The organism is Staphylococcus schweitzeri (assembly GCF_002902405.1).
Lineage (GTDB): Bacteria > Bacillota > Bacilli > Staphylococcales > Staphylococcaceae > Staphylococcus > Staphylococcus schweitzeri.
Map to the genome: position 1 here is coordinate 12,442 of NZ_PPQS01000032.1, position 26,641 is coordinate 39,082.

27 protein-coding genes and 1 pseudogene are annotated in these 26,641 nt (G+C 33.2%); all 28 read right to left on the reverse strand.

The annotated features are described in order from the left end of the window. Nucleotides 1-34: 34 nt before the first annotated feature. Nucleotides 35-427, reverse strand: coding sequence for a cell division protein DivIC (gene divIC, locus CD116_RS06360; protein WP_047428424.1), 393 nt, complete (start codon nucleotides 425-427; stop codon nucleotides 35-37). A gap of 17 nt (nucleotides 428-444) precedes the next feature. Next, nucleotides 445-708: an RNA-binding S4 domain-containing protein gene (locus CD116_RS06365; protein WP_047428421.1), complete on the reverse strand. Its 264-nt coding sequence runs from the start codon at nucleotides 706-708 to the stop codon at nucleotides 445-447. Further along, complete coding sequence (locus tag CD116_RS06370) at nucleotides 705-1,898, reverse strand: MazG nucleotide pyrophosphohydrolase domain-containing protein (RefSeq protein WP_047531641.1); 1,194 nt, start codon at nucleotides 1,896-1,898, stop codon at nucleotides 705-707. Before CD116_RS06370 ends, CD116_RS06365 begins: the two co-directional genes overlap by 4 nt. Next, nucleotides 1,898-3,424 carry a polysaccharide biosynthesis protein gene (locus tag CD116_RS06375; protein ID WP_047551677.1) on the reverse strand — a complete coding sequence of 509 codons (1,527 nt, stop codon included), beginning with the start codon at nucleotides 3,422-3,424 and terminating at the stop codon, nucleotides 1,898-1,900. Before CD116_RS06375 ends, CD116_RS06370 begins: the two co-directional genes overlap by 1 nt. Next, a complete protein-coding gene (gene mfd / locus CD116_RS06380; protein WP_047551674.1) occupies nucleotides 3,414-6,920 on the reverse strand; it encodes a transcription-repair coupling factor in 3,507 nt (1,168 codons plus the stop codon). Before mfd ends, CD116_RS06375 begins: the two co-directional genes overlap by 11 nt. Further along, nucleotides 6,920-7,492, reverse strand: a complete 573-nt coding sequence (pth, locus tag CD116_RS06385; protein ID WP_047531650.1) for an aminoacyl-tRNA hydrolase — start codon at nucleotides 7,490-7,492, stop codon at nucleotides 6,920-6,922. The genes mfd and pth overlap by 1 nt, the downstream gene beginning before the upstream one ends. Before the next feature lie 805 nt (nucleotides 7,493-8,297). Then, the gene (locus tag CD116_RS06400) at nucleotides 8,298-8,951 is read right to left on the reverse strand and encodes a 50S ribosomal protein L25/general stress protein Ctc (RefSeq protein WP_047428403.1); all 654 of its coding nucleotides are present in this window, start codon (nucleotides 8,949-8,951) and stop codon (nucleotides 8,298-8,300) included. A gap of 149 nt (nucleotides 8,952-9,100) precedes the next feature. Continuing rightward, nucleotides 9,101-10,066, reverse strand: a complete 966-nt coding sequence (locus CD116_RS06410; protein WP_000933774.1) for a ribose-phosphate diphosphokinase — start codon at nucleotides 10,064-10,066, stop codon at nucleotides 9,101-9,103. Between the two features lie 146 nt (nucleotides 10,067-10,212). After that, nucleotides 10,213-11,565, reverse strand: a complete 1,353-nt coding sequence (gene glmU, locus CD116_RS06415; RefSeq protein ID WP_047531656.1) for a bifunctional UDP-N-acetylglucosamine diphosphorylase/glucosamine-1-phosphate N-acetyltransferase GlmU — start codon at nucleotides 11,563-11,565, stop codon at nucleotides 10,213-10,215. 22 nt (nucleotides 11,566-11,587) lie between these two features. Continuing rightward, nucleotides 11,588-11,668, reverse strand: a pseudogene (locus CD116_RS14080) (hypothetical protein); the annotation flags it as partial. A gap of 429 nt (nucleotides 11,669-12,097) precedes the next feature. Further along, nucleotides 12,098-12,400, reverse strand: coding sequence for a septation regulator SpoVG (gene spoVG / locus CD116_RS06420; protein WP_000868993.1), 303 nt, complete (start codon nucleotides 12,398-12,400; stop codon nucleotides 12,098-12,100). Between the two features lie 69 nt (nucleotides 12,401-12,469). Then, the gene (locus CD116_RS06425; protein WP_047531658.1) at nucleotides 12,470-12,850 is read right to left on the reverse strand and encodes a RidA family protein; all 381 of its coding nucleotides are present in this window, start codon (nucleotides 12,848-12,850) and stop codon (nucleotides 12,470-12,472) included. Between the two features lie 18 nt (nucleotides 12,851-12,868). Beyond that, complete coding sequence (gene purR / locus CD116_RS06430) at nucleotides 12,869-13,693, reverse strand: pur operon repressor (protein ID WP_047428394.1); 825 nt, start codon at nucleotides 13,691-13,693, stop codon at nucleotides 12,869-12,871. Nucleotides 13,694-13,706: 13 nt separating this feature from the next. After that, nucleotides 13,707-14,555 (reverse strand): 4-(cytidine 5'-diphospho)-2-C-methyl-D-erythritol kinase, encoded by an 849-nt coding sequence (ispE, locus tag CD116_RS06435; protein WP_047551671.1) that lies wholly within the window; start codon nucleotides 14,553-14,555, stop codon nucleotides 13,707-13,709. 308 nt (nucleotides 14,556-14,863) lie between these two features. Further along, nucleotides 14,864-15,127, reverse strand: a complete 264-nt coding sequence (gene veg, locus CD116_RS06440) for a biofilm formation stimulator Veg (RefSeq protein ID WP_001126664.1) — start codon at nucleotides 15,125-15,127, stop codon at nucleotides 14,864-14,866. A 99-nt stretch (nucleotides 15,128-15,226) separates the two neighbouring features. Beyond that, complete coding sequence (gene rsmA, locus CD116_RS06445) at nucleotides 15,227-16,138, reverse strand: 16S rRNA (adenine(1518)-N(6)/adenine(1519)-N(6))-dimethyltransferase RsmA (RefSeq protein WP_078101803.1); 912 nt, start codon at nucleotides 16,136-16,138, stop codon at nucleotides 15,227-15,229. Further along, a complete protein-coding gene (gene rnmV, locus CD116_RS06450; protein ID WP_047450481.1) occupies nucleotides 16,131-16,667 on the reverse strand; it encodes a ribonuclease M5 in 537 nt (178 codons plus the stop codon). The genes rsmA and rnmV overlap by 8 nt, the downstream gene beginning before the upstream one ends. Before the next feature lie 168 nt (nucleotides 16,668-16,835). Next, entirely contained in the window at nucleotides 16,836-17,609 is a 774-nt protein-coding gene (locus CD116_RS06455) for a TatD family hydrolase (protein ID WP_047551665.1), read from the reverse strand. Between the two features lie 28 nt (nucleotides 17,610-17,637). Next, the gene (gene metG / locus CD116_RS06460; RefSeq protein WP_047428381.1) at nucleotides 17,638-19,611 is read right to left on the reverse strand and encodes a methionine--tRNA ligase; all 1,974 of its coding nucleotides are present in this window, start codon (nucleotides 19,609-19,611) and stop codon (nucleotides 17,638-17,640) included. Nucleotides 19,612-19,821: 210 nt separating this feature from the next. Beyond that, entirely contained in the window at nucleotides 19,822-20,661 is an 840-nt protein-coding gene (gene rsmI / locus CD116_RS06465) for a 16S rRNA (cytidine(1402)-2'-O)-methyltransferase (RefSeq protein ID WP_047551662.1), read from the reverse strand. A gap of 1 nt (nucleotide 20,662) precedes the next feature. Beyond that, nucleotides 20,663-20,911, reverse strand: coding sequence for a GIY-YIG nuclease family protein (locus CD116_RS06470; RefSeq protein ID WP_047551659.1), 249 nt, complete (start codon nucleotides 20,909-20,911; stop codon nucleotides 20,663-20,665). Beyond that, the gene (locus CD116_RS06475; RefSeq protein ID WP_047551656.1) at nucleotides 20,904-21,629 is read right to left on the reverse strand and encodes a tRNA1(Val) (adenine(37)-N6)-methyltransferase; all 726 of its coding nucleotides are present in this window, start codon (nucleotides 21,627-21,629) and stop codon (nucleotides 20,904-20,906) included. The genes CD116_RS06470 and CD116_RS06475 overlap by 8 nt, the downstream gene beginning before the upstream one ends. A 283-nt stretch (nucleotides 21,630-21,912) precedes the next feature. Further along, nucleotides 21,913-22,260, reverse strand: a complete 348-nt coding sequence (gene yabA, locus CD116_RS06480) for a DNA replication initiation control protein YabA (RefSeq protein ID WP_047551653.1) — start codon at nucleotides 22,258-22,260, stop codon at nucleotides 21,913-21,915. A 16-nt stretch (nucleotides 22,261-22,276) separates the two neighbouring features. Beyond that, on the reverse strand, nucleotides 22,277-23,080 hold the full coding sequence (locus CD116_RS06485) for a PSP1 domain-containing protein (protein ID WP_047450494.1): 804 nt from the start codon (nucleotides 23,078-23,080) through the stop codon (nucleotides 22,277-22,279). Continuing rightward, entirely contained in the window at nucleotides 23,081-24,007 is a 927-nt protein-coding gene (locus CD116_RS06490) for a DNA polymerase III subunit (protein WP_047428367.1), read from the reverse strand. Nucleotides 24,008-24,221: 214 nt separating this feature from the next. Then, nucleotides 24,222-24,551 (reverse strand): cyclic-di-AMP receptor, encoded by a 330-nt coding sequence (locus CD116_RS06495; RefSeq protein ID WP_000781981.1) that lies wholly within the window; start codon nucleotides 24,549-24,551, stop codon nucleotides 24,222-24,224. 27 nt (nucleotides 24,552-24,578) lie between these two features. Further along, nucleotides 24,579-25,196 carry a dTMP kinase gene (gene tmk, locus CD116_RS06500; RefSeq protein WP_001272126.1) on the reverse strand — a complete coding sequence of 206 codons (618 nt, stop codon included), beginning with the start codon at nucleotides 25,194-25,196 and terminating at the stop codon, nucleotides 24,579-24,581. A 1-nt stretch (nucleotide 25,197) separates the two neighbouring features. Then, complete coding sequence (locus CD116_RS06505) at nucleotides 25,198-26,535, reverse strand: aminotransferase class V-fold PLP-dependent enzyme (protein ID WP_047551648.1); 1,338 nt, start codon at nucleotides 26,533-26,535, stop codon at nucleotides 25,198-25,200. Nucleotides 26,536-26,641: the final 106 nt, after the last annotated feature.

Below are 26,641 nucleotides of genomic sequence, written 5' to 3' on the forward strand. Positions count from 1 at the left end.
GTCTATACTCGTATATTTTTTGTTCATTTTCGAATTATTTTTTTGACGAATTAGAGTTTGACGAACCCTTATCATTAGGAAGTCTAAATATTACTTCCCCTTTATTGCTTAGGTAATAATCATCACGTGCAATTTTTTCAATATAATCTTTGTCATTTAAATTATTCAATTTCTCTTTTAATGCTATTTCTTCATTTTGTTGCTTTTGAAATTGTTCTTCTTTCGCTTTTCGTTCTTGTGCATCAACATCATTACGGTGTTTTTGGACAACAAGCAAGATTGATAAAATAATAATTATCGCAAGTAATACACCCGCGAAAACGGTGATTCGTCTACGAACAACACGCATTTTCATTTTTTGACGTTGTTTTTTCTTATTTTCTTGTGATGTATACTGATTTTCTATATGCTCTACTTTATTTTTCATTGCTTGTCACCTCCAATTTACACTTCATCAAGTCTTTGCTCTTCAATAATTTCATACATGCCCTTTGCATTATCTTTAGATGCATGTTCATTTAATGCTGTTACTTTTACAGTTACTAATTTTTGACCGAACCGAATTGTTAAGACATCTTCCACTTTGACATCAGATCCAGCTTTAGCAATATTGCCATTGATTGTAATGCGTCCTTGATCGCTTACTTCTTTAGCTAATGTACGTCTTTTAATTAGTCGCGAAACTTTTAAATATTTGTCTAATCTCATTTATTACGTTCCCCCTTTTCTAACCATTGTTTCAACTCAGCTTCATCTAATGATTTATCTTTAGTTTCTTCGTATAAGTTTAAAAAATGTTCAGCAAATACTTTTTCAAACTTAACTCTTGATTGCTTACCTTCAGCTTCTTTAGCCTTAGTCCATATTTCTTTTAAATCTTCAATCGATTCAGCATGTGCATTGCCAAATATATGCGGGTGCCTATGAATCATTTTAGTATTTAAGCCTGTAATGACTTCTTTTATATCCATATATCCTTCTTTTTTACCAATACTTGTATGCAACAACACTTGTAATAAAATATCTCCTAACTCTTCAATCATATGCCAATCGTCTTCATTGTCAATAGCTTCGAATAATTCAAAGGTCTCTTCAAGTAAATATCGTTTTAAAGTATCGTGTGTTTGCGCTTTATCCCATGGGCAACCTTTTTCATCATCAACTAAAGTATCAATTACCTCTGTTGCAAAATCAAAGTCATTATACAAATAAGATTGTGTTGTTATTTTTGGAATAAATATACTTGTTAAATTATTAAATGCCTTTTCATCGTGATCTAATTCATATAAAGGACAAGTCACAACGTTTTCAGCACCACTACTGTGTGCACCCGTAACGATTTGAACAGGATAATCGTCTGGATAACGTTCCATTAACGTAATTTTTAAATCAGCAGCTACCATTGCACTATACACTTGTGTAATCAATGTATGGGTTCTAACATTCAACATCACTTCTTGCAGGGATGTAGCATCTAACAAGGTAAATCCATCGTTCGGATCAATACTTACTGCTTCAAATACGTCATCTATAAAGCTTTTTCCACCTAAAATATCTACATTAATATTAGCATTCTCATCCGCAAATGCTTGTAATTTAACTGTAGTTGTCTCAGCAACTCTTGGATGCCCCGGAACCGCATAAGCAATATCTTTTTTAGAAGCAAGCGCGATCAATTTCTCTACAATACCATCATAGACATCTTCAAACTGATCATGTTTTTCATAAACGTAATCAAAACTCTCAAATGCTATTTCATCTTTCAAAGATTGAACAACTGGATGGTCAATCGTCCTTGCATAGACAATGTCCTGCGTCTTCAAAAATTTATATATACCTAATGGTAAATCATCTATACCATAATTACCTAAGCCAACAATCGTAATGGTATTTGCCATCAACGTCTTCCTTTCTTCATTTGATACAATTTTGAACCGAATGGTAAATAAGTTAACTCTTTGTACGTCAATACATTAAATTTAAAAATATAGTAAAATAATGCTGCAATACCTAAAAAAGCTGCACATAATAATTCAATAAGTCCCGTTATACGACCATGTGTGGTCACTATAAATAAAACGAGTTGGACAACTATTGACATAAATATCATGCCGATAACGACATTCATGAAAAACCGTCGCATCGCATGCAAATGATACTTTTTAGTTACAGCGATGTGAATAATTGCACCGAATATAATTAATGATACAACAGTACTTATGCTTGCACCAATAATGCCACTTAAACGAATTAAAATTATATTAAGTAAAAATTTAACAATTAATCCTGAAGTCATACCTATAAATATAGGTCTCACAGCATGTTGCGCTTGTAGCAACGCCATATCCATCATAATTAAAGACACACAAATCACTGTGAACATATAAATACTTAATGTTAACGTTAAATCATTTGTTTTAAAAAACACGCTATTCATCAAAGGTAATAAATTGATTAATCCTATACCTGCTGCTGTACTTATTAAAATTGTAATTTTCAAAGAAGCATTTGCATAACGATTCATTAATACTTGCTTTTTCATTTTAATTGCATCACTTAGCAAAGGTATTAACGCAAAACTAAACGTTGTCGTTACAATTAATCCCATTTGAATGAATGAGGCACCTCGATCATAAACACCTTTTTCAGTAATAGCAATATTAAATGGTACATGCATTGCTTTTAAAGATTGAATAATCGTTACACTATCAATCACTTGCCACAAAATAACGATAAGTTGACTTATTGCGAAAATTAAAATTGAAAGCATAAGCTGTTTCCAAGCTATATTGACATTATTATTTACCATTTTAAATTTAAAAGGTCTATGTGCAATTAAATATATCGATGAACCTAGAAATCCAATTGTTGATGCTAAAATAGCAATGGTACCAGCTTCGTAGATATTCCATCCCTTACCTATAAAAATAATAATAGTTCCGATAATGATACTTACTCGAATCACTTGTTCTATAACCTGGGAAATAGCCGGAATCGTCATATTATTTGCAGTTTGATAATACCCTCTTAAAACACCAAGCATACCTATAAATATAAAGCTTAAACTTGCAGCCTGAATCATCGAAGTCAAATGAATGTCTCCCATAATTTGGGCAAGATGCTTTGCAAACGCAAAGATAAAAACAAATATCGATATACCGATCATTTGAATATATATGACAGCTTTCGCATATGCATGATCATTATGATATTGTCCAATGTTTTGTGTAATAGCACTTGGAATAGCATTCATCGACAATATCATCCCTAATGCTACGATAGGGTATACTTGTTGATAGGCATACAAGCCTGTATCACCTAATATATTTTGATATGGAATCCGATACACAGCACTTAGAATTTTTATAACAATTAATGCAGCAGTTAATACAACAACGCCATTAAATGCCTCTTTATGCTTCATCACTTATTCTCATACTTTCTTCAATACATTTCACTAGAAACTTAAGACTATCTAGCCATTGATTTTGTTTGGTTAATGTTATCGTCATTTCACTATTTTGTACGCCAACTTTCATAGTTCTGCCAAGAGGTTGTGTAGCTTTGAACAACACTTCACCATCAATATTTTCAGTAGCTTTTACAGATAAATGAATATCAATCGTTTTCCCTTTATCTTTAATTAACGTAATGCCTGCATGCAATGCATGTACTTTTATTTCTACAATGTCAAGCAAGCGTTCAACTTCAACCGGGTAGTCATTAAAACGGTCGATTAACTCATCTTTAATATCCATAATTTGCTCATGTGTTTCTGTCTTACGTAACTTTTTATAAACTTCAATTTTAGCTTGCTCATTTGATATATATTCTGTAGGTAAATATGCATCTAAGTTTAAATCAACTTCAACTTCAGGTACCTCAGATTCTGGTTCTTTAATACCGCGTTTTTCATTTACTGCTTCTTCTAACATTTGGCTATATAAATCAAATCCAACCGTGTCAATAAAGCCATGTTGTTGTTTACCTAACAAATTCCCAGCACCACGGATGTTCAAATCACGCATTGCAATCTTGAATCCAGAGCCCAGCTCTGTAAACTCTTTAATAGCTTGCAATCGATCTTCAGCCGTCTCTGTTAAAACTTTGTTTACTGGATGTAAGAAATAAGCATAACCAATTCGACTTGAACGTCCAACACGTCCCCTTAATTGATACAATTGACTTAATCCAAAACGATCTGCGTCTTCAATGATTAAAGTATTCGCATTCGGAACATCGACACCAGTTTCTATAATCGTTGTCGTTACCAAAATGTCATACTCATTATTGATAAAACTTAGCATTGTTTCTTCTAAATCTCGTTCCGTCATCTGCCCATGAGCAACTGCTATGTTAGCATCAGGCATTAACATTTGAAGTTGTTCACGCTTTTCATAAATAGATTGCACTTTATTGTACAAGTAAAATACTTGTCCGTCACGAGACAATTCTCTCTCTAATGCTTCTTTAATAAAACTCATATTTTGTTCTAACACATATGTTTGTACTGGAAAACGATTTTCAGGTGGCGTTTCAATTACTGACAAATCACGTACACCCAACATACTCATATGAAGTGTTCTCGGTATAGGCGTTGCCGTTAAAGTTAATACATCAACATTATGCTTTAATGTCTTGATACGTTCTTTATGGCGAACACCAAAACGCTGTTCTTCGTCGACTATTAATAATCCTAAATCTTTATATTGTATATCTTTGCTCAGCAACTTATGGGTACCGACAACAATGTCAACGAATCCGGTCTTAAGCCCTTCTTTCGTTTGTTTGATTTCTTTAGGTGTTCTAAAGCGACTCATTAATTGAATTTCGACTGGAAAATCCTGCATACGCTCAATTAATGTTTCATAATGTTGTTGCGCTAAAATGGTTGTAGGCACTAAAAACGCAACTTGTTTCCCTTCCATTACAGCTTTGAATGCTGCTCGAACTGCAACTTCTGTTTTACCATAACCAACATCGCCGCATAACAAGCGATCCATTGGACGTGATTTTTGCATATCCTCTTTAATTTCATCAATAGATTTTGCTTGGTCTGGCGTAAGTTCATACGGAAAGTCCAATTCAAATGTAGTTTGCTCGGCAGTGTCCAATCCAAATTGATAACCTTCTGCCATTTCTCGTTCTTTATAAAGATCAATTAGCTCTTCGGCAATGTCTTCAACACTTTGTTGAACTTTAGCTTTCGTTTTTTTCCACTCACTGCCACCAAGTTTGTTTAATTTCGGCGTCTTATCTTCTGAAGCTACATATTTTTGAACTTGATCCATTTGATCAACTGGTACAAACAATTGATCTGTACCTTTATACTGCAATTTAATATAGTCACGATGCGTTTGTCCGACTTCTAATGTTTCAACACCTAGATACCTACCCACACCATGATGCACATGGACAATATAATCTCCTACATTTAAATCCTGGTACGACTTTATTTTTTCAGCATTTGAAATTGCTTTAGTGCGTTTTCGTTGTTTTTTCTGTTTCGATTTAAAAAGCTCTCGCTCAGTTATAACTACTAGTCCCAAATCCGGAAGTTCAAATCCTTCTGACAAACTACCTTCAATAATGACGGCCTGACCAGCCAACATTGAGCTGTGCATGTTGGTTACTGAAGGAATATGCATTTCGCTTAACATTGCTTGCATACGTTCAACTTTCGTTTCAGTTTCAACTAACACAACGATGCGATACTTCTGATTGACATAACGTTGAAATTCAGAGCGCATTATATCATATTGACCATAAAATTGTTGTACAGGTTTACATGAAAATTTAATAATATGCTTTAATTTTATCGGCATTGTTGTCGCAAATAATGAAAAATAAGTAGCTGGATAGCCTTCAATCAATGTTTCAAAATCATCATATTTTATAAAACTTTGTCCAATAAAACCTTTACCACTTTCAATAATATTACTTATAAATGCATCTGATTCTGTAGTAAGACTTTCCTCAGTTTCTTTTATGCGATTAAATTCATCAATTACAACAATTGCATCTTTTTGAAAATAATCTATAATTGTCGAAGGTTTATCGTACATAAATGCTACTAAACGTCGAAGTATTTGATGATCAAAATATGTACTTTCGAACAATTTAAAACTTTCATATGTTTCCTTCAAATCATTACGTACTGATTTATCGATTTTAGGTCTCGTGTTTTCATAAGCTGCTTTCAATTCTGCTTTAAGATGGTTAATCACTTCATCTGTGATGACATAGTCACTTGCAGTTGTGATATCAACTTCATTTATATTATCTTTTGAACGCTGTGTTTCGACATCAAAATCTCGAATCGAATCAATTTCAGTATCGAAAAGTTCGATTCTAACAGGTTGCCCAATAAGTGGAAAAATATCAATAATACCGCCGCGCAATGAAAATTCGCCGATATGAGAAACAACCGATTCTCGTTTATATCCCATATTAACCAATTTATTAAGCATTTGATCCACGTCTATATCATCGCCAACTCGCAATGTCATTTGATGGCTTTGCCACATTTCTACTGGCGTTAACCACTTTTTCAAGCCATTAAGGGGAACGATAAATAACCCTTTCTTACCTTGAGCTAACGCAGTTAATGTTCTAATACGTTCACTCATCAGTTGAGGGCTTTGTGTTGAAAATTCTTCAGTCATAATATCCTGTACCGGATACTTATATAATTCCTCTGCATCTACAAATTGTAAAAAGTCTGTTTCTAATTTATCCGCTTGGTATAAATTGTTAGTGATTAATAATAACTGTTGATTGCTTTGTGTATATTTTTCAGCAATCATCGTCACTTTTGCTGACGGGGAAAGTCCAGTTACTAATGTATTTTCTTGTCCAAATACCTGATTAAGTGCTTGAAAATGGTTATTCTCTTGAATAAACGTTGTTAATATTGTCATTACTTTACTTCACCATTGAATTCATTCATTACGTAATCAAAACGTGATGTTTCAATAAACTTTTCAATTGCTCGCGCTGAATGTTCAATAACTTTTTCCATTGTTATCATTTCATCTTGTGAAAATCGTTGCAACACATAATCAGGAACAGACATACCGTTCGTTGGTCTTCCCACACCAATACGAACACGTTTAAATTGATCTGTACCAAGCATTTTGATGATTGATTTCATACCATTATGTCCGCCGGCACTACCTTTGTGTCTTAAACGAACCTGTCCTTGTTCCAAATCTAAATCATCATACAGTACAATTAAATCTTCTGGGTCAACATTATAATAATCCATTATAGGTGCCACAGCTTCACCAGATAAATTCATCATTGTCATCGGTTCAATGAATAAAACTTTATCCTCGTTCATACGTTCAATTGTATATGCACCTTTAAATTTCTGTTTATCTAAAGTAAAATTATTTTTCTCTAAAATATAATCAACGACTTCGAAGCCGATATTATGTCTTGTAAGTTCAAAACGTTTACCTATATTACCAAGACCTACAATACACTTCATGCGTGTTTACCTCCATCGTAATTGTTTCATTTATTCATGTGGGAGTGGAACAGAAATGATAAAGAACCATTAATGATTTATTATGTAGTAGTTCTTTATTATTAGCCACAGCTAATGTGTACTTAAAAAGTAGGAATACATGAGTAAAACTCATGCATAAGAAATACTAATTTCTAAAGAAAAAATATTTCTTTATCACTGTTACCCCAACTTGCATTGCTTGTAGAAATTGGGTATCCAATTCCTCTATGTTGGGGCCCCGCACCCCATCTTGCATTACCTGTAGAAATTGTCTATCCAATTCCTCTATGTTGGGGCCCCGCACACCATCTTGCATTGCCTGTAGAAATTGTCTATCCAATTCCTCTATGTTGGGGCCCCGCACACCATCTTGCATTGCCTGTAGAAATTGTCTATCCAATTCCTCTATGTTGGGGGCCCGCACCCCGGCAAGTGTTACTAGAATTGAAAAAAGCTTGTTACCAGCATATTTTCATTCAGTCAACTATTGCCAATATAACATTGTAGCGCCTAGGACATTGATTTATATCCCAAACCCATTTAAAATTGCTCATCAAAATAATAAGCAAGCACTTAAACATTCTGTATATCTACAAAATCTTTACCGTCATTTTAATAACCTTTATATTAAGATTGCTTTACTTACTAAAATTAATTTAACTTTGATACAAATCAATAAAGTTTAATTAAACCCTATGATAACACAAAAAGCACCATGCTTATATTAAAATAAGCACAGTGCTTGTTTAACAAAGTATAAAAACTTTATAGTAATGTGTTAAAATTACTCTTCAGTTTTCTCTTCGTCTTCTTTGCTTTCGCCAACAACTTCTGGTTCTTCAGTTTGTTGTTCGCCTTCCATAGCTTCGATTTCTTCTTCAGTTGGCTCTTCAGTTGGAGCAACTACTGTTACAACTGATTCAGCTGAATCAGTTTCGATTTTGAAGTCGCCAGTTACTTTAACATCAGCAACAGTTAAGCTGTCGTTAATGTTTAATTCAGTAATGTCTACTTCAATAGCTTCTGGAATATTGTCAGGAGTAGCAGTTACTTCTAAGTTGAATAATGGTTGTTCAACTACGCCGCCTTCTTTAGCGCCTACTGCTTCACCAACTAATTGAACTGGTACTTCAACAGTACGTTCTTCACTCATATTGATTGCTAAGAAGTCAATGTGAGTGATTTGGTTTTTAAGTGGATCGAATTGGTAATCGGCAACCATAACTTTGATAGTTTTAGAACCAACACCTAATTCGATGACACCGTTACGACCTACTTCACGGATAACTTTGATGAATTCTACTTCATCAACTTTAACTGACACGTTTTTAGTACCGTAACCATATACAACTGCTGGTACTTTACCAGATTTTCTTAATTGTTTAAGATCTGAACGTGTTTGTTTACCTTGACGGATGATTGACTTTAATGAAGCCATTCTCATTTCCACCTTTCATTTTCGCTCAACAAGAGCACCTCACTTACCCATCAACATGAACGTTGCTTGCAAGTGTTTATTTATTCGTATAATCACGAACGAAACTATTATACACGTTTGATATATGTTCGTCAAACGGCTATTTAAAATTAGTCAAATAATACGCTAACTGATTCTCTTTCGTAAACACGAATGATAGCTTGTGCAATTAAACCTGCAACTGATAATTCTTTAGTGTTAGAAGGTTTACGATCTTCATCTAAATGAATTGAGTTTGTCACGATTAATTCTTTAATCGCAGAATTTTCGATGCGTTCTTTTGCAGGGCCTGATAAAACAGGGTGCGTACAACATGCATAAACTTCTTTAGCACCTTTATCTTTTAATGCTTGTGCAGCTAACGTGATTGTACCTGCAGTATCAATAATATCGTCAATAATAATTGCTGTACGTCCTTCAATTTCACCAACAATGTTCATAACTTCAGCAACATTTGGTCTAGGACGACGTTTATCTATAATTGCAATTGGAGTTTTTAAAATGTCCGCCAATTTACGAGCACGTGTAACACCACCGTGGTCAGGTGACACAACCACACACTCTTCTGGGTTAATATTTGGATCATCTTTAAAATGCTTAGCAAGAATTGGCACACCCATTAAGTGATCAATTGGGATATCAAAGAATCCTTGAATTTGAGGTGCATGCAAGTCTAATGCAATCATACGTGTTGCACCTGCTGTTTCGATTAAGTTTGCTACTAACTTAGCTGTGATTGGTTCACGGCTACGTGCTTTTCTATCTTGTCTTGCATATCCATAATATGGCACTACAATATTGATTGTTGCTGCTGAAGCACGCTTACAAGCATCAATCATAATTAATAATTCCATTAAGTGTAGGTTTACAGGATATGATGTTGGTTGAATAATAAATACGTCACAACCACGAATACTCTCTTCGATATTAATTTGAATTTCTCCATCACTAAAACGTTTAACTGAACATTTACCTAGTTCAATACCTACTTGGTCAGCAACTTCTTGCGCTAATGCTTCGTTTCCTTTCAATGAAAAAATCTTTAATGACGAATTCTTATATTCATTATTTAACATTTATAGTCCTCCAATTATTTACTTACGCAATTACTATTATATATAAAATGCAACCTCATTACTATTCGAATCCTTAAATCATAAAGATTACATTATTATTACATAGGATTTTCCTTTTATCCTAGTCACTATAGCTACGTAAATATTTATTTCCTATATCCTTCTTTTGTTGTTTGTCTTGCTCTTGCTACAGCTAAACTGTCATTAGGAATATCATTCGTGATTGTTGAACCTGCAGCTACTAATACCGCATCACCAACAGTTACTGGTGCTACTAAATTAACATTACAACCGATAAATGAGTCTTTACCGACAACAGTTTTAAATTTATTTATTCCGTCATAGTTAACTGTAATCGTTCCACAACCAATATTTGTACGTTCTCCTATGACGGCATCACCAATATAACTTAAATGTGAAACTTTAGAACCATCTTTAAGATCTGCCTTTTTAATTTCAACAAAATTACCAACTTTAACATCTGCACCTAAATTTGCACCCGGTCTCAACTGCGCAAATGGACCGACTTTAGTGTGTGCACCAACATAGGCATCATTTATAACTGATTGTTGAATCAATGCACCATTTTCAATCTTACTATTGTTGATTTCAGAGTATTGACCAACCACTACATCTTCACCTATTTCAGTTTGGCCATTAATTCTTACACCCGGCTCAATTACCGTATCGCTACCAATTGTAACGTCTGGACCTATAAATGTACTGTCAGGGTCGATAATTGTAACACCATTTATCATGTGTTTATAATTCGTACGTCGTTGCATCGCCTTTTCAGCTTGGCTAAGCATGACACGATCATTCACACCCATAATTTCATCAAGATCATTAGTACGATAAACTTCTACAATACCATCATTTTCTAAAATTAACGCTAAAACATCAGGAAGATAATATTCGCCCTGAGCATTATCATTTTTCACTTGTGCTAATTTTTCAAATAACACTTTGTTATCAAATGCAAAAATACCTGAACTAATTTCATTGATTTCTTTTTCAGATTGCGTTGCATCTTTCTCTTCAACAATGCATTCTAAACGTCCTGATTGATTGCGAACAATTCTTCCATAACCATATGGATTTTGAACTAAAGCAGATAATACTGTAGCTTGTGCATCATTATCCTCATGATGCGCAATTAGTGTTTCTAACGTTTCTTTTGTGATAAGTGGTGTATCGCCACACACTACAATTGTTGTACCTTCCTCGCCATCTAAATGTGATTTCGCCATTAGTACTGCATGCGCTGTACCGAGTTGTTCTTGTTGAAAACTGTATAAAGAACGTTCGCCTAAATGTCCCTTTACACTTTCGGCACCATGTCCTACGATGGTTACAACTTGATCGACACCTGATCCTTCAACGCTATCTAATACATGTTCGACCATAGGTTTACCAGCAACCTCGTGTAGCACTTTATATTTTTTAGATTTCATTCTTGTGCCTTTACCTGCTGCCAAAATTATCGCATGTCTTCGCATGAACATTAACCCCCATTAAATTTTACACTTCGTCATTATTATAATTTAATCTACAATGCTCTTTCAACATATAAAAGGCATTGTTTTCAATTCGTTCCTTTTTAAAATAAATTTCTACATCGCATATAAAAATATGCGTCACTCTTATTCGAATCAAATCGTGATCTTGTATTGAATAAAATCATAGTGTCACAGTATCGTCCTAATTCAAGTAATTTTTCCCGGACCAACATGTAATTATTACGTTGAGCATTTTCTCCTCAATATTTAAAGTAGCGATTATGCCAAACAATTTTAAATTCATTTTAAAAGAAACACGCACACTACAATTAGCAAATCAAAATATAATGCGTCACATAATGCGTCACATAAATTGATATTTACAGATAATATATTCCAACAAAGTATCATTACAAAATAAAGATTAAATCTTGGAACGAATAATAAAAAACTGTCGACAAAGCATTATACTTCATCGACAGTTTTATAAATACTCATTGCGAGTTTCTAACATCATTGGACATTAAATTTATTAAGCTTCTTCCGAATCTTCTGATGTAGCGTTTTTATCTGGTACTACTTCATCTGTTTCATCATATACTTTCATCACAGCATCTTGAATTTCTTGTCTCATATCTGAGTTAATCGGATGTGCGATGTCGCGGAATTCACCATCTGGTGTACGTTTACTTGGCATTGCGACGAACAGACCAGAGTTCCCTTCGATTACACGTAAATCATGTATTACGAAAGCTTCATCTAATGTAATGGAAACGAGCGCTTTCATTCGTCCATCTGTTTCTATTTTTCTAAGTCTTACATCTGTCACTTTCATGTAGTGAGCCCCCCTATAGTATATATATCTGTGTTATTTAGAAGCTTGATTAAACATATTAATCGAAAATTATAATTCCTTAGCTTTACTTACTAATTCAATTTCTACTTTTACATCTTTTGGTAACCGCGCAACTTCTACACAACTACGCGCTGGTTTGTGTACATCAAAATATTGACCATACACTTCATTAATTTTTTGGAAATCATTCATATCCTTAATGAAGATTGTTGCTTTTGCAACAGAATTCAAATCAGAACCTGATTCCTCCAAAACAACCTTTAAATTTTCCAAAACTTGTTTTGTTTGTTCTTGAACATCATCACTAACAATATTTCCATCTACATCCAATGGAATTTGTCCAGAAGTATAAACCATTCCATTTAAAACTGTTGCATGAGAATATGGTCCAAGTGCTTCTGGCAATTTTGTTGTGTTAATTATTTTCATAATATTAAAAACTCCTTTTTATGAAAATTTAGATAAACTGTTACCAGGTTCTACGCTAAACTCTTGATTATATTCATCAACATCAGACAATTTCACTAAGGAAGTATAATCTTCAATTAATCGTTGTTTAACTTCTTTTGATTCTACAAGTACTGATACCCCTTTTACATGGGCTTTAAACTCATTCATTAAATTCATTACACCATTTATAGAACCACCGGCTCTCATAAAATCATCAACAACTAAAACATTTGAATTTTCAGCTAATGTTCTCTTTGAAAGCACCATCGTCTCTATTTTTCTCGAAGATCCTGACACATAATTAATTGAAACCGTAGAACCTTCAGTTACCTTATTATCTTTTCTAATAACTACTACAGGTAAATTTAAAATATTAGCAACAGCATTTGCTAATGAAATACCTTTTGTTGCAATAGTAACAACTGCATCTAATTTTTCATCCATGTAAATACTGGCAATTAACTTACCAACTTTATTAAGTAGCGTTGGATTACCTACCAAATCTGATAAAAATAAATACCCACCAGGTAACAAACGTTCTTTCTCTTCTAATAGAGTAATGACTTCATTAACAACTTCTGTTGCTTCCTCTTTACTCATCATTGGTTTATATGTAACACCACCACTTGCACCAGCAGTAGTAATTACAGTACCTAACTTTTCTTTTTGGAATGTATTTTTTATAATTTGGACATCTTCACTTATAGAAGACTTCGCCTGCTTAAATTTTTTCACAAAAAAAGTTAATGGAATTAATTTATTTGGATGGTTCATCAAATATTGTGTCATAAAAACAATTCTCTCGCTTCGTTTATATCTCATCTTTTCAACCCTTCTATCCTAATAGTCTAACTAAGTACACTTCATTACAACAACCGTTTACTGCATTATAAATATTTTTTGCTTGGCTCTCTTTTCGTGCTAGCCCATACACAGTTGGTCCGCTTCCACTCATTAACGCACCGTCTGCACCACTTTTCAACATATTATTTTTTAATTTATCGATTTGTGGATGTTTCGAAACAGAAATTGGCTCTAATCGATTAGACAAACTTTGACATAGCTGTTGATAATCACCTTTTTCTAACGCCTCATAGCACATTTTCGTATGCACCTTATATCGCTTCTCTAAATTGATTAACTTAAATATATCTGGTGATGATATACCTAAGTTTGGTTTAGCTAGAACCACCCATGCTGATGGTGGTTTATTTAAAAACTCGATTTTTTCGCCTCTTCCAGTGCATAATGCAGTTTTATTATAAATACAAAACGGAATATCCGTTCCAATTTCACTGCCTAGTTGAGCTAATTCATCTAAACTTGCCTCAATATTAAAAAGTCGATTCAATCCTCTTAATGTTGCTGCTGCATCTGCTGAACCACCAGCTAATCCTGCTGAAACAGGTATTTCTTTATCAATAGTTATGGTCACACCATGCTTTAGTTGATACTGCTCAATAAATAATTGTGCTGCACGATATGCAAGATTTTTATGATTCGAAGGCACATAATTGTGTTCAATTTCAACAACTATTTTTCGATCCTTTCTTTTACGAAAAGTTAAACGATCATTTAAATCAACTGTTGTCATTATCATTTCAATCTCATGATAGCCATCATTTCTTTTAAAAAGTGTATCGAGCGTAAAATTAATTTTGGCTGGTGCCGTTTCATATATCATTTTTGCGCCCTCTTTTCGTTATCTTAATATGATGATTTTAACATAAAGAGAATTAATATTTGACATTTTAATTTGTTTTTTAGTGTTTTTTTAATAAAAAAGTAATTTTTTCCATCTAATCACTTAACATTTACTTGTATTTTTATGTGTAAATACATTATCCATTTACTGAAAAACTATAAGCGAAACACAGACATAAACGTGTCGTAAATAAAAAGAGTATTGAACATAATGCCCAACACTCAAATAATTATCATAATATTTACTTCTTATACTTAAGAAACGTTTAACATCTCTATGTGTCTTATTTAGTGTGCAATTGATTCGTGATGATTATCCTCTTCAAATGAAACTTGAACATTTTCAGTCAACACATCAGTGTATGTATACGATACTCTCTCAAAATTGTGTTTATCTTGATCTAACTCAACAATGAAAACTGACGGATATGTTTCTTTTAAAATTCCAGAACGTTTTATTGTTTTCTTACGGCCTCCATTGGCTTTCAGTACAATACGATTTCCTACATGACAATCAATAGAATTTTTGATGTCCAAAATTGATTTTGGCATATTGCTCCACCTCGCTACAAGTTACATAATACCATATTTGCAGCGTTTTCGTCAAATAAAATTTAAATTTTATCAATAGTGGTTTGCTTTGTCAATCATTTAATTTTCTAATTGAGGGAATTTTTTCTTTTCTTCGTACAATTTAGCAAAATCTTGAATAGTTAGTGTTTCGCCACGTCGTCTTGGATCAATTCCCGCTTGTTCTAACCATTGTAAAATCGTTTCTTTATGTTGTTTACCATCTTTAAAGAAATTCTGATAGTTATTGTTAATCGTCTTTCTTCTTTGAGCAAATGCTGCTTTTGCCAATTTAAAAAATGCCTTTTCATTATCGATTTTTACTAGCGGTTCCTTTCTCTGCATCAATTTTACAACTATTGAATCTACGTTTGGTGGCGGCATAAATACAGATTTAGGTACAATTAATACTTTGCTTGTTTCAGTGTAGTATTGAACAACAATCGATAAAGAGCCATATGCCTTTGATCCTACTTCAGCATTTAGGCGTTCACCTACTTCTTTTTGCATCATTACTACGTAGCCATCAATAGGTATATCTTGTTGCATCAAATTTAAAAGTATCGGCGTTGTAATATAGTAAGGTAGGTTTGCAACAACCATTATTTTTTCACAATCTTGTAAATAGTTTTCAACTGCTGCTTTAATGTTTGCTTTTAATATATCTTCGTTAATCACTGTCACGTTATCGTATGGTGATAATGTGTCCTTAAGTACAGGTATTAAGCGTTGGTCTATTTCAAATGCCAATACTTTTTTAGCATGTTTCGCCAGCTGTTCGGTTAATGACCCCATACCAGGTCCAATTTCAATAACACCAGTACGTTCATCAATATTACTTGCATCAATAATATTATTTATAATATTAACGTCTATTAAAAAGTTCTGACCTAAACTTTTCTTAAAATTAAATCCATATTTATCTAATAATGCTCGTGTTCGAGATGGCGTTGCAATATCTTTATTATCCAACTGATTCACTTCCTTATTCATCTTTTAAAGCTTGCCTTACATCTATTTCCGTATAACCAAAAGCATTTAACTTCTTCAATAATTGCTTTCCATTTGAGTGACCAATTCGTAATTTCCTACTTAAAATTTCACGACGACGTCTAGCATCTTTGCCGACAATTAGCCCTAATTCTATTAACACCGCTTTATCAATTGACTCAAATGCTTCTTCAAATGGTGAACTCACATGCATCAACGCTTCTTTTATGTCTTCTAATTCAGCGTGTTCAACACCGATTTTCCCTTTTTTATTTTTAGCTTTGTCTCTATCAATATATGCGTGTTTAACACCTTTTACATGCTCTGTAATTGTACTTCTAATTTTATCTCCTGGAAAATCCGGATCTGTCAGTACAATGACACCACGACTTTGTTGTGCATTTCTAATTACTTCCAAAGTTTGCTCATTGATTGCACTGCCATTAGTTTCAATCGTATCACATTCTACAGCTCGTTTAACACGTTCAGTATCATCTCGACCTTCTACAACAATAAACTCATTGATTTTCATTTAAAACGCCTTTCTCTACTATATAGTTTTTAAAACTAAAGACTATCTTTTTTCAATTCATTCGACTGGATTAATATTTTAATTTAAAAAAGCGAGAAAGAACCATAGCATATTTAACGAACATAATATCGTATCATTTAATGGCGATGTTCTTTTCCGCTTTCAATTTTATGAATTTAAATTAAATAACTTTTCAGCATTTTTTGTAGTTTTCATACACACTTCTTCATAAGATAAACCTTTTAATTCAGCAATTTGTTCAGCTACCAATGTCACCCTTGCTGGCTCATTTCGCTTACCTCTATATGGATGTGGTGATAAATATGGTGCATCAGTTTCTACAAGCAATCGATCTAATGGCACATGTTTCGCTACTTCTTTAGGTTGCTTTGCATTTTTAAAAGTTACAGGTCCACCTAATGAAATATAAAAATTCAGTTTATTAGTTACAATATCTGCAATTTCTGGAGAACCACTGAAACTGTGCATTATACCACCTACTTCTTCAGCATGTTCCTCCAATAAGATATCGATACAGTCTTGTGTTGCTTCACGGTTATGAATGATAATTGGTAACTTCAAACGCTTAGCTAAAGCGATTTGCTTTCTAAAAACTTCCTTTTGAACATCTACAGGAGATTTATCCCAATGATAATCTAATCCCATTTCACCAATACCAATCACTTTTGGATGTTTGGCTAACGATTCAATCCAATCTAGTCGCTCTTCTGTAAAATCAATTGCATCAACTGGATGCCAACCAATAATTGCGTATAGGAAATCATACTCATCGATTAAGTTCATCGCACGTTCAATCGTCGGTGTATTAAAACCGACTACAAACATACGATTGACACCTGCTTCTTTAGCACGTGTAATCACTTCACTTAAATCTTCATCGTATTGTTCATCATTTAAATGGACATGTGTATCGATTAACATAATTATCTCTCCTAATTTAAAAATACTGTTATTTAATCACTGCACCATTTGGAATTGCACTTGGTAAACTCACTAAAGTTAGAACGCCATCTTTTTCAGCAGATAGAATCATACCTTCAGATTTTTGCCCCATCAATTTAGCTGGTTTCAAGTTTGTAACAACAGCTACTTTTTTGCCAATAATATCGTCTGGTGTATAAAATTTCGCGATTCCTGATACGATTTGTCTTTGTTCAGAATCTAAATCCACTTGTATTTTTAATAATTTATCTGACTTCTTAACATGTTCAGCATCAATAATCGTTGCAGCCTTAATTTCAACTTTATCAAAGTCTTTAATATCAATTTGAGGTTTGCTAGGAATTTCTTCTTTTTCCTCTTCAGTAGCAGGCGGTTGCATTGATTCTTTAATATATGCGATTTCTGCTTCGCTATCTAACCTTGGGAAAATAGGTCTTGGTTGACCAGTTACCATTATCGATTCAGTTAATGCACCATATTGTTCTAAGCTACCAAATTCCATAAATTGCGGGTTATTAATGTTTAATTGTTCAAAAATTTCTTTTGGTGCATGTGTTAAAAACGGACGTAATAACACTGCTGCAAATCGAATATTTTCGACTAAATGCGCCATAACATTGCCTAACATATCTTTTTGACTCTCATCTTTAGCTAATACCCACGGTGTTGTTTCATCGATATATTTATTTGTTCTACTAATGAACTTCCATACCGTAGATAATGCCACTGAAAATTGTAAACTTTCCATACTTTCTGTGTAGCTCTTCACAGTATCTAATGCCATAGCTTCCATTTCTTCATCTAATTCATGACGTGGGCCTTGGTACGCAGGTAATTCACCATCAAAATATTTATTGATCATTGAAATCGTACGGTTTACTAAGTTACCTAAGTCATTAGCTAGGTCGAAGTTTGTGCGCTCCACAAAAGCTTCTGGTGTAAATACGCCATCTGAACCAAATGGTAGTTCACGCATTAAGTAGTAACGCGTAGCATCCAGACCATAACGATCAATTAAAATGTTAGGGTCTACAACATTTCCTTTAGATTTACTCATTTTGCCATCTTTCATCAAAATCCATCCATGCGCAAAGACTTTTTTAGGTAATGGTAAGTCTAATGCCATTAATAAGATTGGCCAAATTATTGAGTGGAAACGTACAATTTCCTTAGCCATTAAATGAATATCCGCTGGCCAATATTTGTTAAATAATGACTCATCATCTGATAAGTAACCTAAAGCTGAAATATAGTTAACTAGTGCATCAATCCACACATATACAACGTGCTTGGGATTAGACGGAACATGAACACCCCAGTTAAATGATGTACGAGAAACAGCTAAATCTGCAAGTCCTGGTTTAATAAAGTTGTTAATCATTTCATTTTTTCTTGATGGTGGTTGAATGAAATCAGGGTTTTGATCATAGAATTCCAATAATCGATCAGTATATTTACTAATATTGAAGAAATAACTCTCTTCTTTAACTAATTCAACCTCGTGTCCTGAATCAGGACTTTTACCACCTATAATTTTACCGTTTTCGTATTGTGGATCAACTAATTGTGACTCAGTATAATATGTTTCATCCGGAACAGAGTACCAGCCTTCATATTCACCTAAGTAGATATCACCTTGTTTTAATAGTCGTTCAAACACTTGTTCAACAACATGTTTATGACGTTCTTCAGTGGTTCTAATAAAATCATCATTTGAAATTTCAAGTTTTGCCCAAAGTTGTTTAATTCCAGCAATCATTTCATCTAAATATTCAATTTCAGTTTTACCAGCTTTTTGTGCTTTTTCTTGAATTTTTTGACCATGTTCATCTGTACCTGTTAAGTAACGAACGTCATACCCTTGCATTCTTTTATATCTTGCAATAACATCTCCTGCAACAGTAGAATATGCATGTCCTATATGTAAATTCCCACTAGGATAATAAATTGGGGTTGTTATATAAAATGTTTCTTTCGCCATAACTGTTCCTCCTCGTAATGTTTCACTTCAAATAATATCTAAGATTTTCAAGCATTTCAATGGACGTGGTCATATATCTTACTTTCCCATCTTCATCTTGTTCATTGTTTTATTATTTATTGCTATCAATGTATTTATTTTACATTAAATATCGACGATGTCATTAATTTTTTATCATAGATAGCGTCTTATTAGTAGCAAATCAATTGGTTAACTTATTTGATGATAAATATTATAAACTTCATTTGTTTTAAGTTGTCGTTCTTCAGCAACTTTCTTGATTGCCTGCTTTGGTTTCATCCGTGAAGTTTCAATATAATGATTAACATGCTCAATGATAGACAAATCATCAAACCACGATATCTCATTGTTCGCTTTAGCACCTTCAATCAAAATAACAAACTCGCCTTTTAACGGAATGTTACCTTGTTGAATTAGTGCTATCATTTGCGTTACATCATTCGAGACTATTTGTTCAAACTTCTTAGTTAACTCTCGTCCCAAAGACACTTGTCTCGTGCCATCTATCTTTGCAATTGTTTTTAAAGTATCTGTTACACGATGTGGCGATTCATATAGTATAAGCGTGCTATTTTCATACATGCGTTGTTCTAGTACAACAGTTTTTTCTTTTTCTTTTCTAGGTAAAAATCCTAAAAATGTGTAAACATAAGAAGGTAAGCCACTAGCCATCAAAGCAGTTAAACCTGCGTTTGGTCCAGGTACAGTTTCCACTTTAATATTAGCTTTTCTAGCTGCAACAACTAATTCATATCCTGGATCACTAATCAATGGCAATCCTGCATCTGATACAAGTGCAACATTTAGTCCAGATTGTAATTGTTCAATAATAAAAGTAGTCTGCTTATCCTTATTATGCTCATGGTACGACTTTAATGGTGTTGAGATATCATAATGATTACATAATTTACTTGTTACACGTGTATCTTCACAGGCAATCATATCGACATGATGAAGTACATCAACTGCTCGATAAGTTATATCTGCCAAATTTCCAATGGGGGTTCCCACTAAATATAATACAGCCATGCTATCGCTCCTTAATCAATCGCAATTTCTTTTGTCTAGAATACGTTTTAATTTCATATTCACGCTTCAATGCCTCGGACTTTGTCTCATACGCTTCTTGGTAAACTAACTGTACCGGCCGTCTTATTTTAGTATATTTAGCACCTTGACCGCGATTATGTTTTTCAATCCGCGCATTTACGTCTTTAGCATATCCTGTATATAAACTACCATCACTACATTTTACTATATATACAAAGTGACTATCCATAATATACTTCCTTCATTTCATCGCTATATTTTCCACTTTCATCATAAATATAAAACGGAGGCATGATTTCTAATCCTTGATTACCGCCTTTACGACCTTCAACAACTATCGTGTGTGCTGGTTTGCCTAATTTACTATATATGAAGACTACTTTCTTAGGTTCGATATTTACTTTTCTCATTTCAAATAAGACATCCATCAGTCTATCTGCACGATGTACCATATTTAGCCTGCCACCTTCTTTTAATAAATGACGTGCTGCAATCATACAATCTTCAAGTGTACACATAATTTCATGTCTCGCGATTTTGTGAGCCTCTTTTTGATGTTGATGCTGCTGATTCTCTTTAAAATACGGAGGATTACATGTTATCAACGTATATTGTGAAGGTTTAAATATTTTCGTGACATTTTTCAAGTCCATATGATGCATCGTTAAATAGTCTTCAACCTCGTTAAATTGAAACGTGCGTCGCGCCATATCTACGAGAGTTTCTTGGATTTCGATACCATCTATTTGATGGTGATGTTTCGCGAATAATAGTAAAGGTATCACGCCGTTGCCAGAACATAAATCTAGTACTTTATCTTTTGCTCTTGGCTTTGTAAAATGCCCCAATAATAATGCATCTGTTGAAAATGAAAATACATCGTCATTTTGAATAATACTAAAATTTTCTTTGATTAATTGATCAAATCGTTCATTTTGTTTTAACATTTTTAACTCCTATGAAAATGTGCTTCTTTACTGAATACGCAAAAGTCTAAATTTAATGGTGTTTACACATTACATACCTATTCCAAATATTTTCGAATTATGTCTTACACATTAATAAACCATATTATATTGCATGCTCACTTAATATGAAAAAATTAATATTAAGTAATAACTCATAACATTGTTTAAAACTAATACATAAGTAAAGTCTGAAACACATACTGTCTCAGACTTAGCATAACTTTATTTATCCATTATTATAACACTATTTGTGATTGAATGATTAATCACTTAAAACTTCTAAACAAAACAAACAATCTTCACCATGTCTATGTTTTCCAAATAGTTCACCTTTACAGATATGAAAACCTTCACCGTATAATATTGCTAGGTTATCTTTACTAGGTAACGGTTTTTTAACCTCTTTTGTTGGCATGGGATTTATTGTATCTTGAATACTCGATTCATTATTCCCTAACACTTTTTTCAAATTATCGTTTTCGATTTGTAGAGCCACGTTTTCTTCCACAAGTTCAACAGCAATTGCTTTTAATTCTGATGTTTCTTTTGAAAGTTGATTGACATTCATTTCTAAACGCATTATTTTTTCAAATATCTCATTGCGATCCAAATGTAATAATGCCTCCTTAATGCATAGTTTCTATTTCTTCTAATTTATATTCAAGTGGCTGTTCATGTCCTTCAAGCTTCACTTGCATAGATATGTCTAATATATTTAAAGCAACAACTTTCCCGCTACCATCTGGCGTTTCAATTGCTTCACCAACATCCGGTAATTGCGCACGTACTTCTTCATAGTAATCATTTTCATATTTCAAACAACACATTAAACGTCCACATGCTCCAGAAATTTTAGTTGGATTTAAGGATAAATTTTGATCTTTAGCCATTTTAATTGAAACAGGTTCAAAGTCACCTAAAAATGTTGAGCAACATAATGATCGACCACATGGACCAATACCACCAAGTAATTTAGCCTCATCCCTAACACCTATCTGTCTAAGTTCAATGCGCGTTTTCAAATGTTGAGCTAATATTTTGACTAGTTTCCTAAAATCTATACGATCGTCAGCCGTAAAGTTAAATATGACTTTCGATTTGTCTAATGTATATTCACAGTTGACTAATCTCATATCTAAGCCTTGTTCCCTTACAATATCTTTACATAATACTAATGCATTTTCAGCATCTCGCTCATTACAATAATATTTTTCAATATCATTTTCATCAGCAATACGAATAACACTTTTAAGAGGTAAACAAATATCTTCTTCTGCAATATCTATCATAGGATTTTTAACGATACCTATCTCTATGCCTCTTTTAGATTCTACGACAACCCAGTCATCTAAATCTATCTGTATATCACTAGGTGTATAATATTCTAATTTCCCCGCTTTTTGGAACTGAACACCAATTACATTTGGCATCTAACTCACACCCTTAATTACGATTTGTTCAAATACTAGCGTTGGATTAACATTTTGATTCAGTTTTTTATGTGCATCTGTAAGTTGATCAAACATTAAAACCAATTGATTGAATGTTAATTTTTGCGCATACTGATTAATGTCACTAATCAAATCGCTGTATATTCGTTTATCATCTACATTTACCTTTGTATGTATGATATCTTCAAAGAATCCATTAACTGCTGCAATCGTTAAAGTTTGCAGTTTTTTATTTTTAGCCTGTTTTAATAAATCAATAATCCCAATCATTGCCATTGGTTTGTTAGTAAGCAACAATTCACACCAACGTATAATTGATTTTCTTAAAGCTAATAAATCAAACTCTTCGTTTAAAGCCATTGCGTTATCTATTTGCGTTGTATATGTACTTATCATTTCAGCTACTGGCTTAGCAATATCCTGTTCAACCAACCTATTTACAAACTGTTCTTTATCAATAGGTTTGAAATAAACATGCTGACATCTTGAATGAATTGTATCTAATATTTGTTCAGGCTTTGTAGACAATAAAATAGCAATCGTATTGTCCGGTGGCTCTTCAAGAAATTTCAAGATACTGTTTTCCCCTTGAACAGTTAACTTTTCAAAATCTTCGATAATATACACTTTATATTGACTTTCTATAGGAAGTTGATTCATATGGCGCACAAGTTGTTCAATTTGCTCTTTCTTAATTGAACTATCATTAGTCGATATATACATAAAGTCTGGATGATTATATGTACTAACCTTCGTTTCACATTGGCTATCTGTTTGACATAAAATGAGTTTTGCAAAATTAATCGCAACTTGTTTCATCGTTTGTGCGTCATCACCTTCAAATAAATAGGCATGCGATAATTTATTTGAATGATATGCATTTGTCAATTGTTGCTGTTCATCCATTTATTACAAACTCCCTTTTACTTTTATATAAAAAGGTTGCCAAAGAGCAACTAATTACTGCAACAATAGTAACTATGATTCGTGAAGCACTTTGCAACCACATAAAATCATATCTATTTGCATCAGAACTAGTCGCAGTCAAGCAACCCAAAATTGTTAATAACTTATTAATACATTGTTTTAAGTATTTCAAATTGATGATTGTATTATAGAATTAAAACTGATGGAATGCGTCAACTGGCATAACAAATACTGTAGCACCGCCAACTTCAACTTCTACTGGATATGGAATATACGAATCCGCACTTCCTCCCATAGGTGTAATAGGTGAAACCAACTGTTCTCTATTACCACATGTATTATTAATAACAGTTAATATTTCATCTACGCGGTCATCATTGACACCACATAAGAATGTTGTATTACCTGCTCTTAAAAATCCACCTGTTGTTGCCAATTTTGTTGCTCTAAAGTTATTTTTAACGAGTTGATCTGCAAGTTCCTGACTATCTTGATCTTGTACGATCGCTATAATCATTTTCATTTTATAACACCTCTTCTTACAATTATATCATATCTTTTCTAAATATTTGATGATAGTTTGATACGTGTCTTCAACAACATTTTCAAGAGGTTGATCTGCATTAACGCTTTTGAACCGTTGTGATTCATTATGAATGATTTCCTGATAACCTTCAATTACTTTTTCGTGAAACTTTAAATCTTCTTGATCTAATCTATTTTGATCTCTTGAATTTTTAATAATACGTTCGCGGCCTACTTCAGCACTAACATTCAAATAAATCGTCAAGTCTGGATATAATCCATTTATTGCAAATTCGTTTAATGCTCTTACTTCTTCAACGCCAATCCCTCTAGCATAACCTTGATAAGCTAATGAACTATCGATATAGCGATCACACAACACAACCTTACCTTCTTTTAAAGCTGGTATGACCTTTAATACAAGATGTTCTCTTCTAGATGCAGCAAATAACATTGCTTCAGTTCTAATGTCCATATCATTGCCTTCTAATACAATTTTACGTATTTCTTCACCAGTAGGAACACCACCTGGTTCTCTAGTCATAATGACATCATAATCTTTTACTAATCTATGATAAACTTCATTAATTACAGTTGTTTTACCTGAGCCTTCTGGGCCCTCAAAAGTTATAAAAGCTGACATTTTATTCATCCTCAACTAAAATTTTATTATTTTTAATTCCTTCAACTATCATTCCAGTTTCCAGATATTCATTTACCAATTCTATCATATTTTCAGTTATTGTTTCTCCTTTGAAAATAATAGGAATCCCTGGCGGATATGGGACAATATGTCGCGCCAGAACTTTACCTTTTGCCTTTTTCAATTCACACCAAGTAGTATGTTCAAAATGTTTCGGAGTGTAGTTTCCTTCAGTTGTTAAAAGTTGTGTTTGTTTAACTATAGAAACTGATTTTTTCGGTAAAATCATATCTTCAATTTTACGTAAAAGCGAATCAAATAAATACGTATCATCATGATGCCATAACGGCAATATCGCTAATGCTTGATAGTCGTCAGCTAATTCTAAATAGATATGTGCATTCATAAACCAATTTTGAATATCATGACCTGTAAAGCCTTCATATTTTATCAATAACTTCAACGGATCATCAACTTGAAGCATTACAAAACCCTTCTTCTCCAAACATTCGATTAATTGCGCTCTCTTATCAAAAAACACGTTACTATCATATGTTTTATAGAACTGGGCAGCTGACTCTAAACTAGCCATAATCAAATACGAAGGACTAGATGTTTGGAAGTAGCTTAGATATTCTATAATATTTTCTCTATAAGGTGCATCTTTATGAATATAAAGTATCGACCCCATCGTTAAAGCTGGTAATGTCTTATGAAAAGATTGAACAACATAGTCAGCTTGATAATTTAATGTAGAATTTGGAAATCCTTGCAATCCAAAGTGTGCACCATGTGCCTCATCAATGAGTACAGGAATATCTAATTGATGTAAATTTTGAATAATCTGTTCTACATTAAACGTTTCACCATAATAGTTAGGATATGTCAGTACAGCAAGTTTGTGACCGTCATTATTCAAACTGCTTAAATCAACTTTATTATAATGATTCGTTAACGGACTTTGGTGCGTTTCAATAAAATGGCCTTTTTGTTGGCTAATATCGAGAGCATGTAATACAGATTTATGTATATTTCTTGCCATTAAGATATCGCCTTTTTTCTGTGAAAAAGCGTGAATGACAGATAATATTCCCGAAGTGGTACCATTCACTAAGAAATAAGCATCATAATCTGAATGTTTCTCCACTTGTTTCATACTTTCCAAAATGACTTCTTCAGGATGATGTAAATCATCTAATCCAGGTATTTCAGTTTTATCCATTGTCATTGATAATTGAGATAAATGACCGATAGTCATATTTTTATGACCCGGAACATGCAAAGAAATCGCTTCTTCTTGATTTAAACTTTCTAATTTATTTAAAATCGGTTGCTTCATGATATACGCTTCCTTTATTTACAATGTTTTGGAATTAGTTACTTTCAAAAGTATTAATTATATAGTAACACTTCTTTGACAAAAGTTAGTGTTACTTATGCAATAG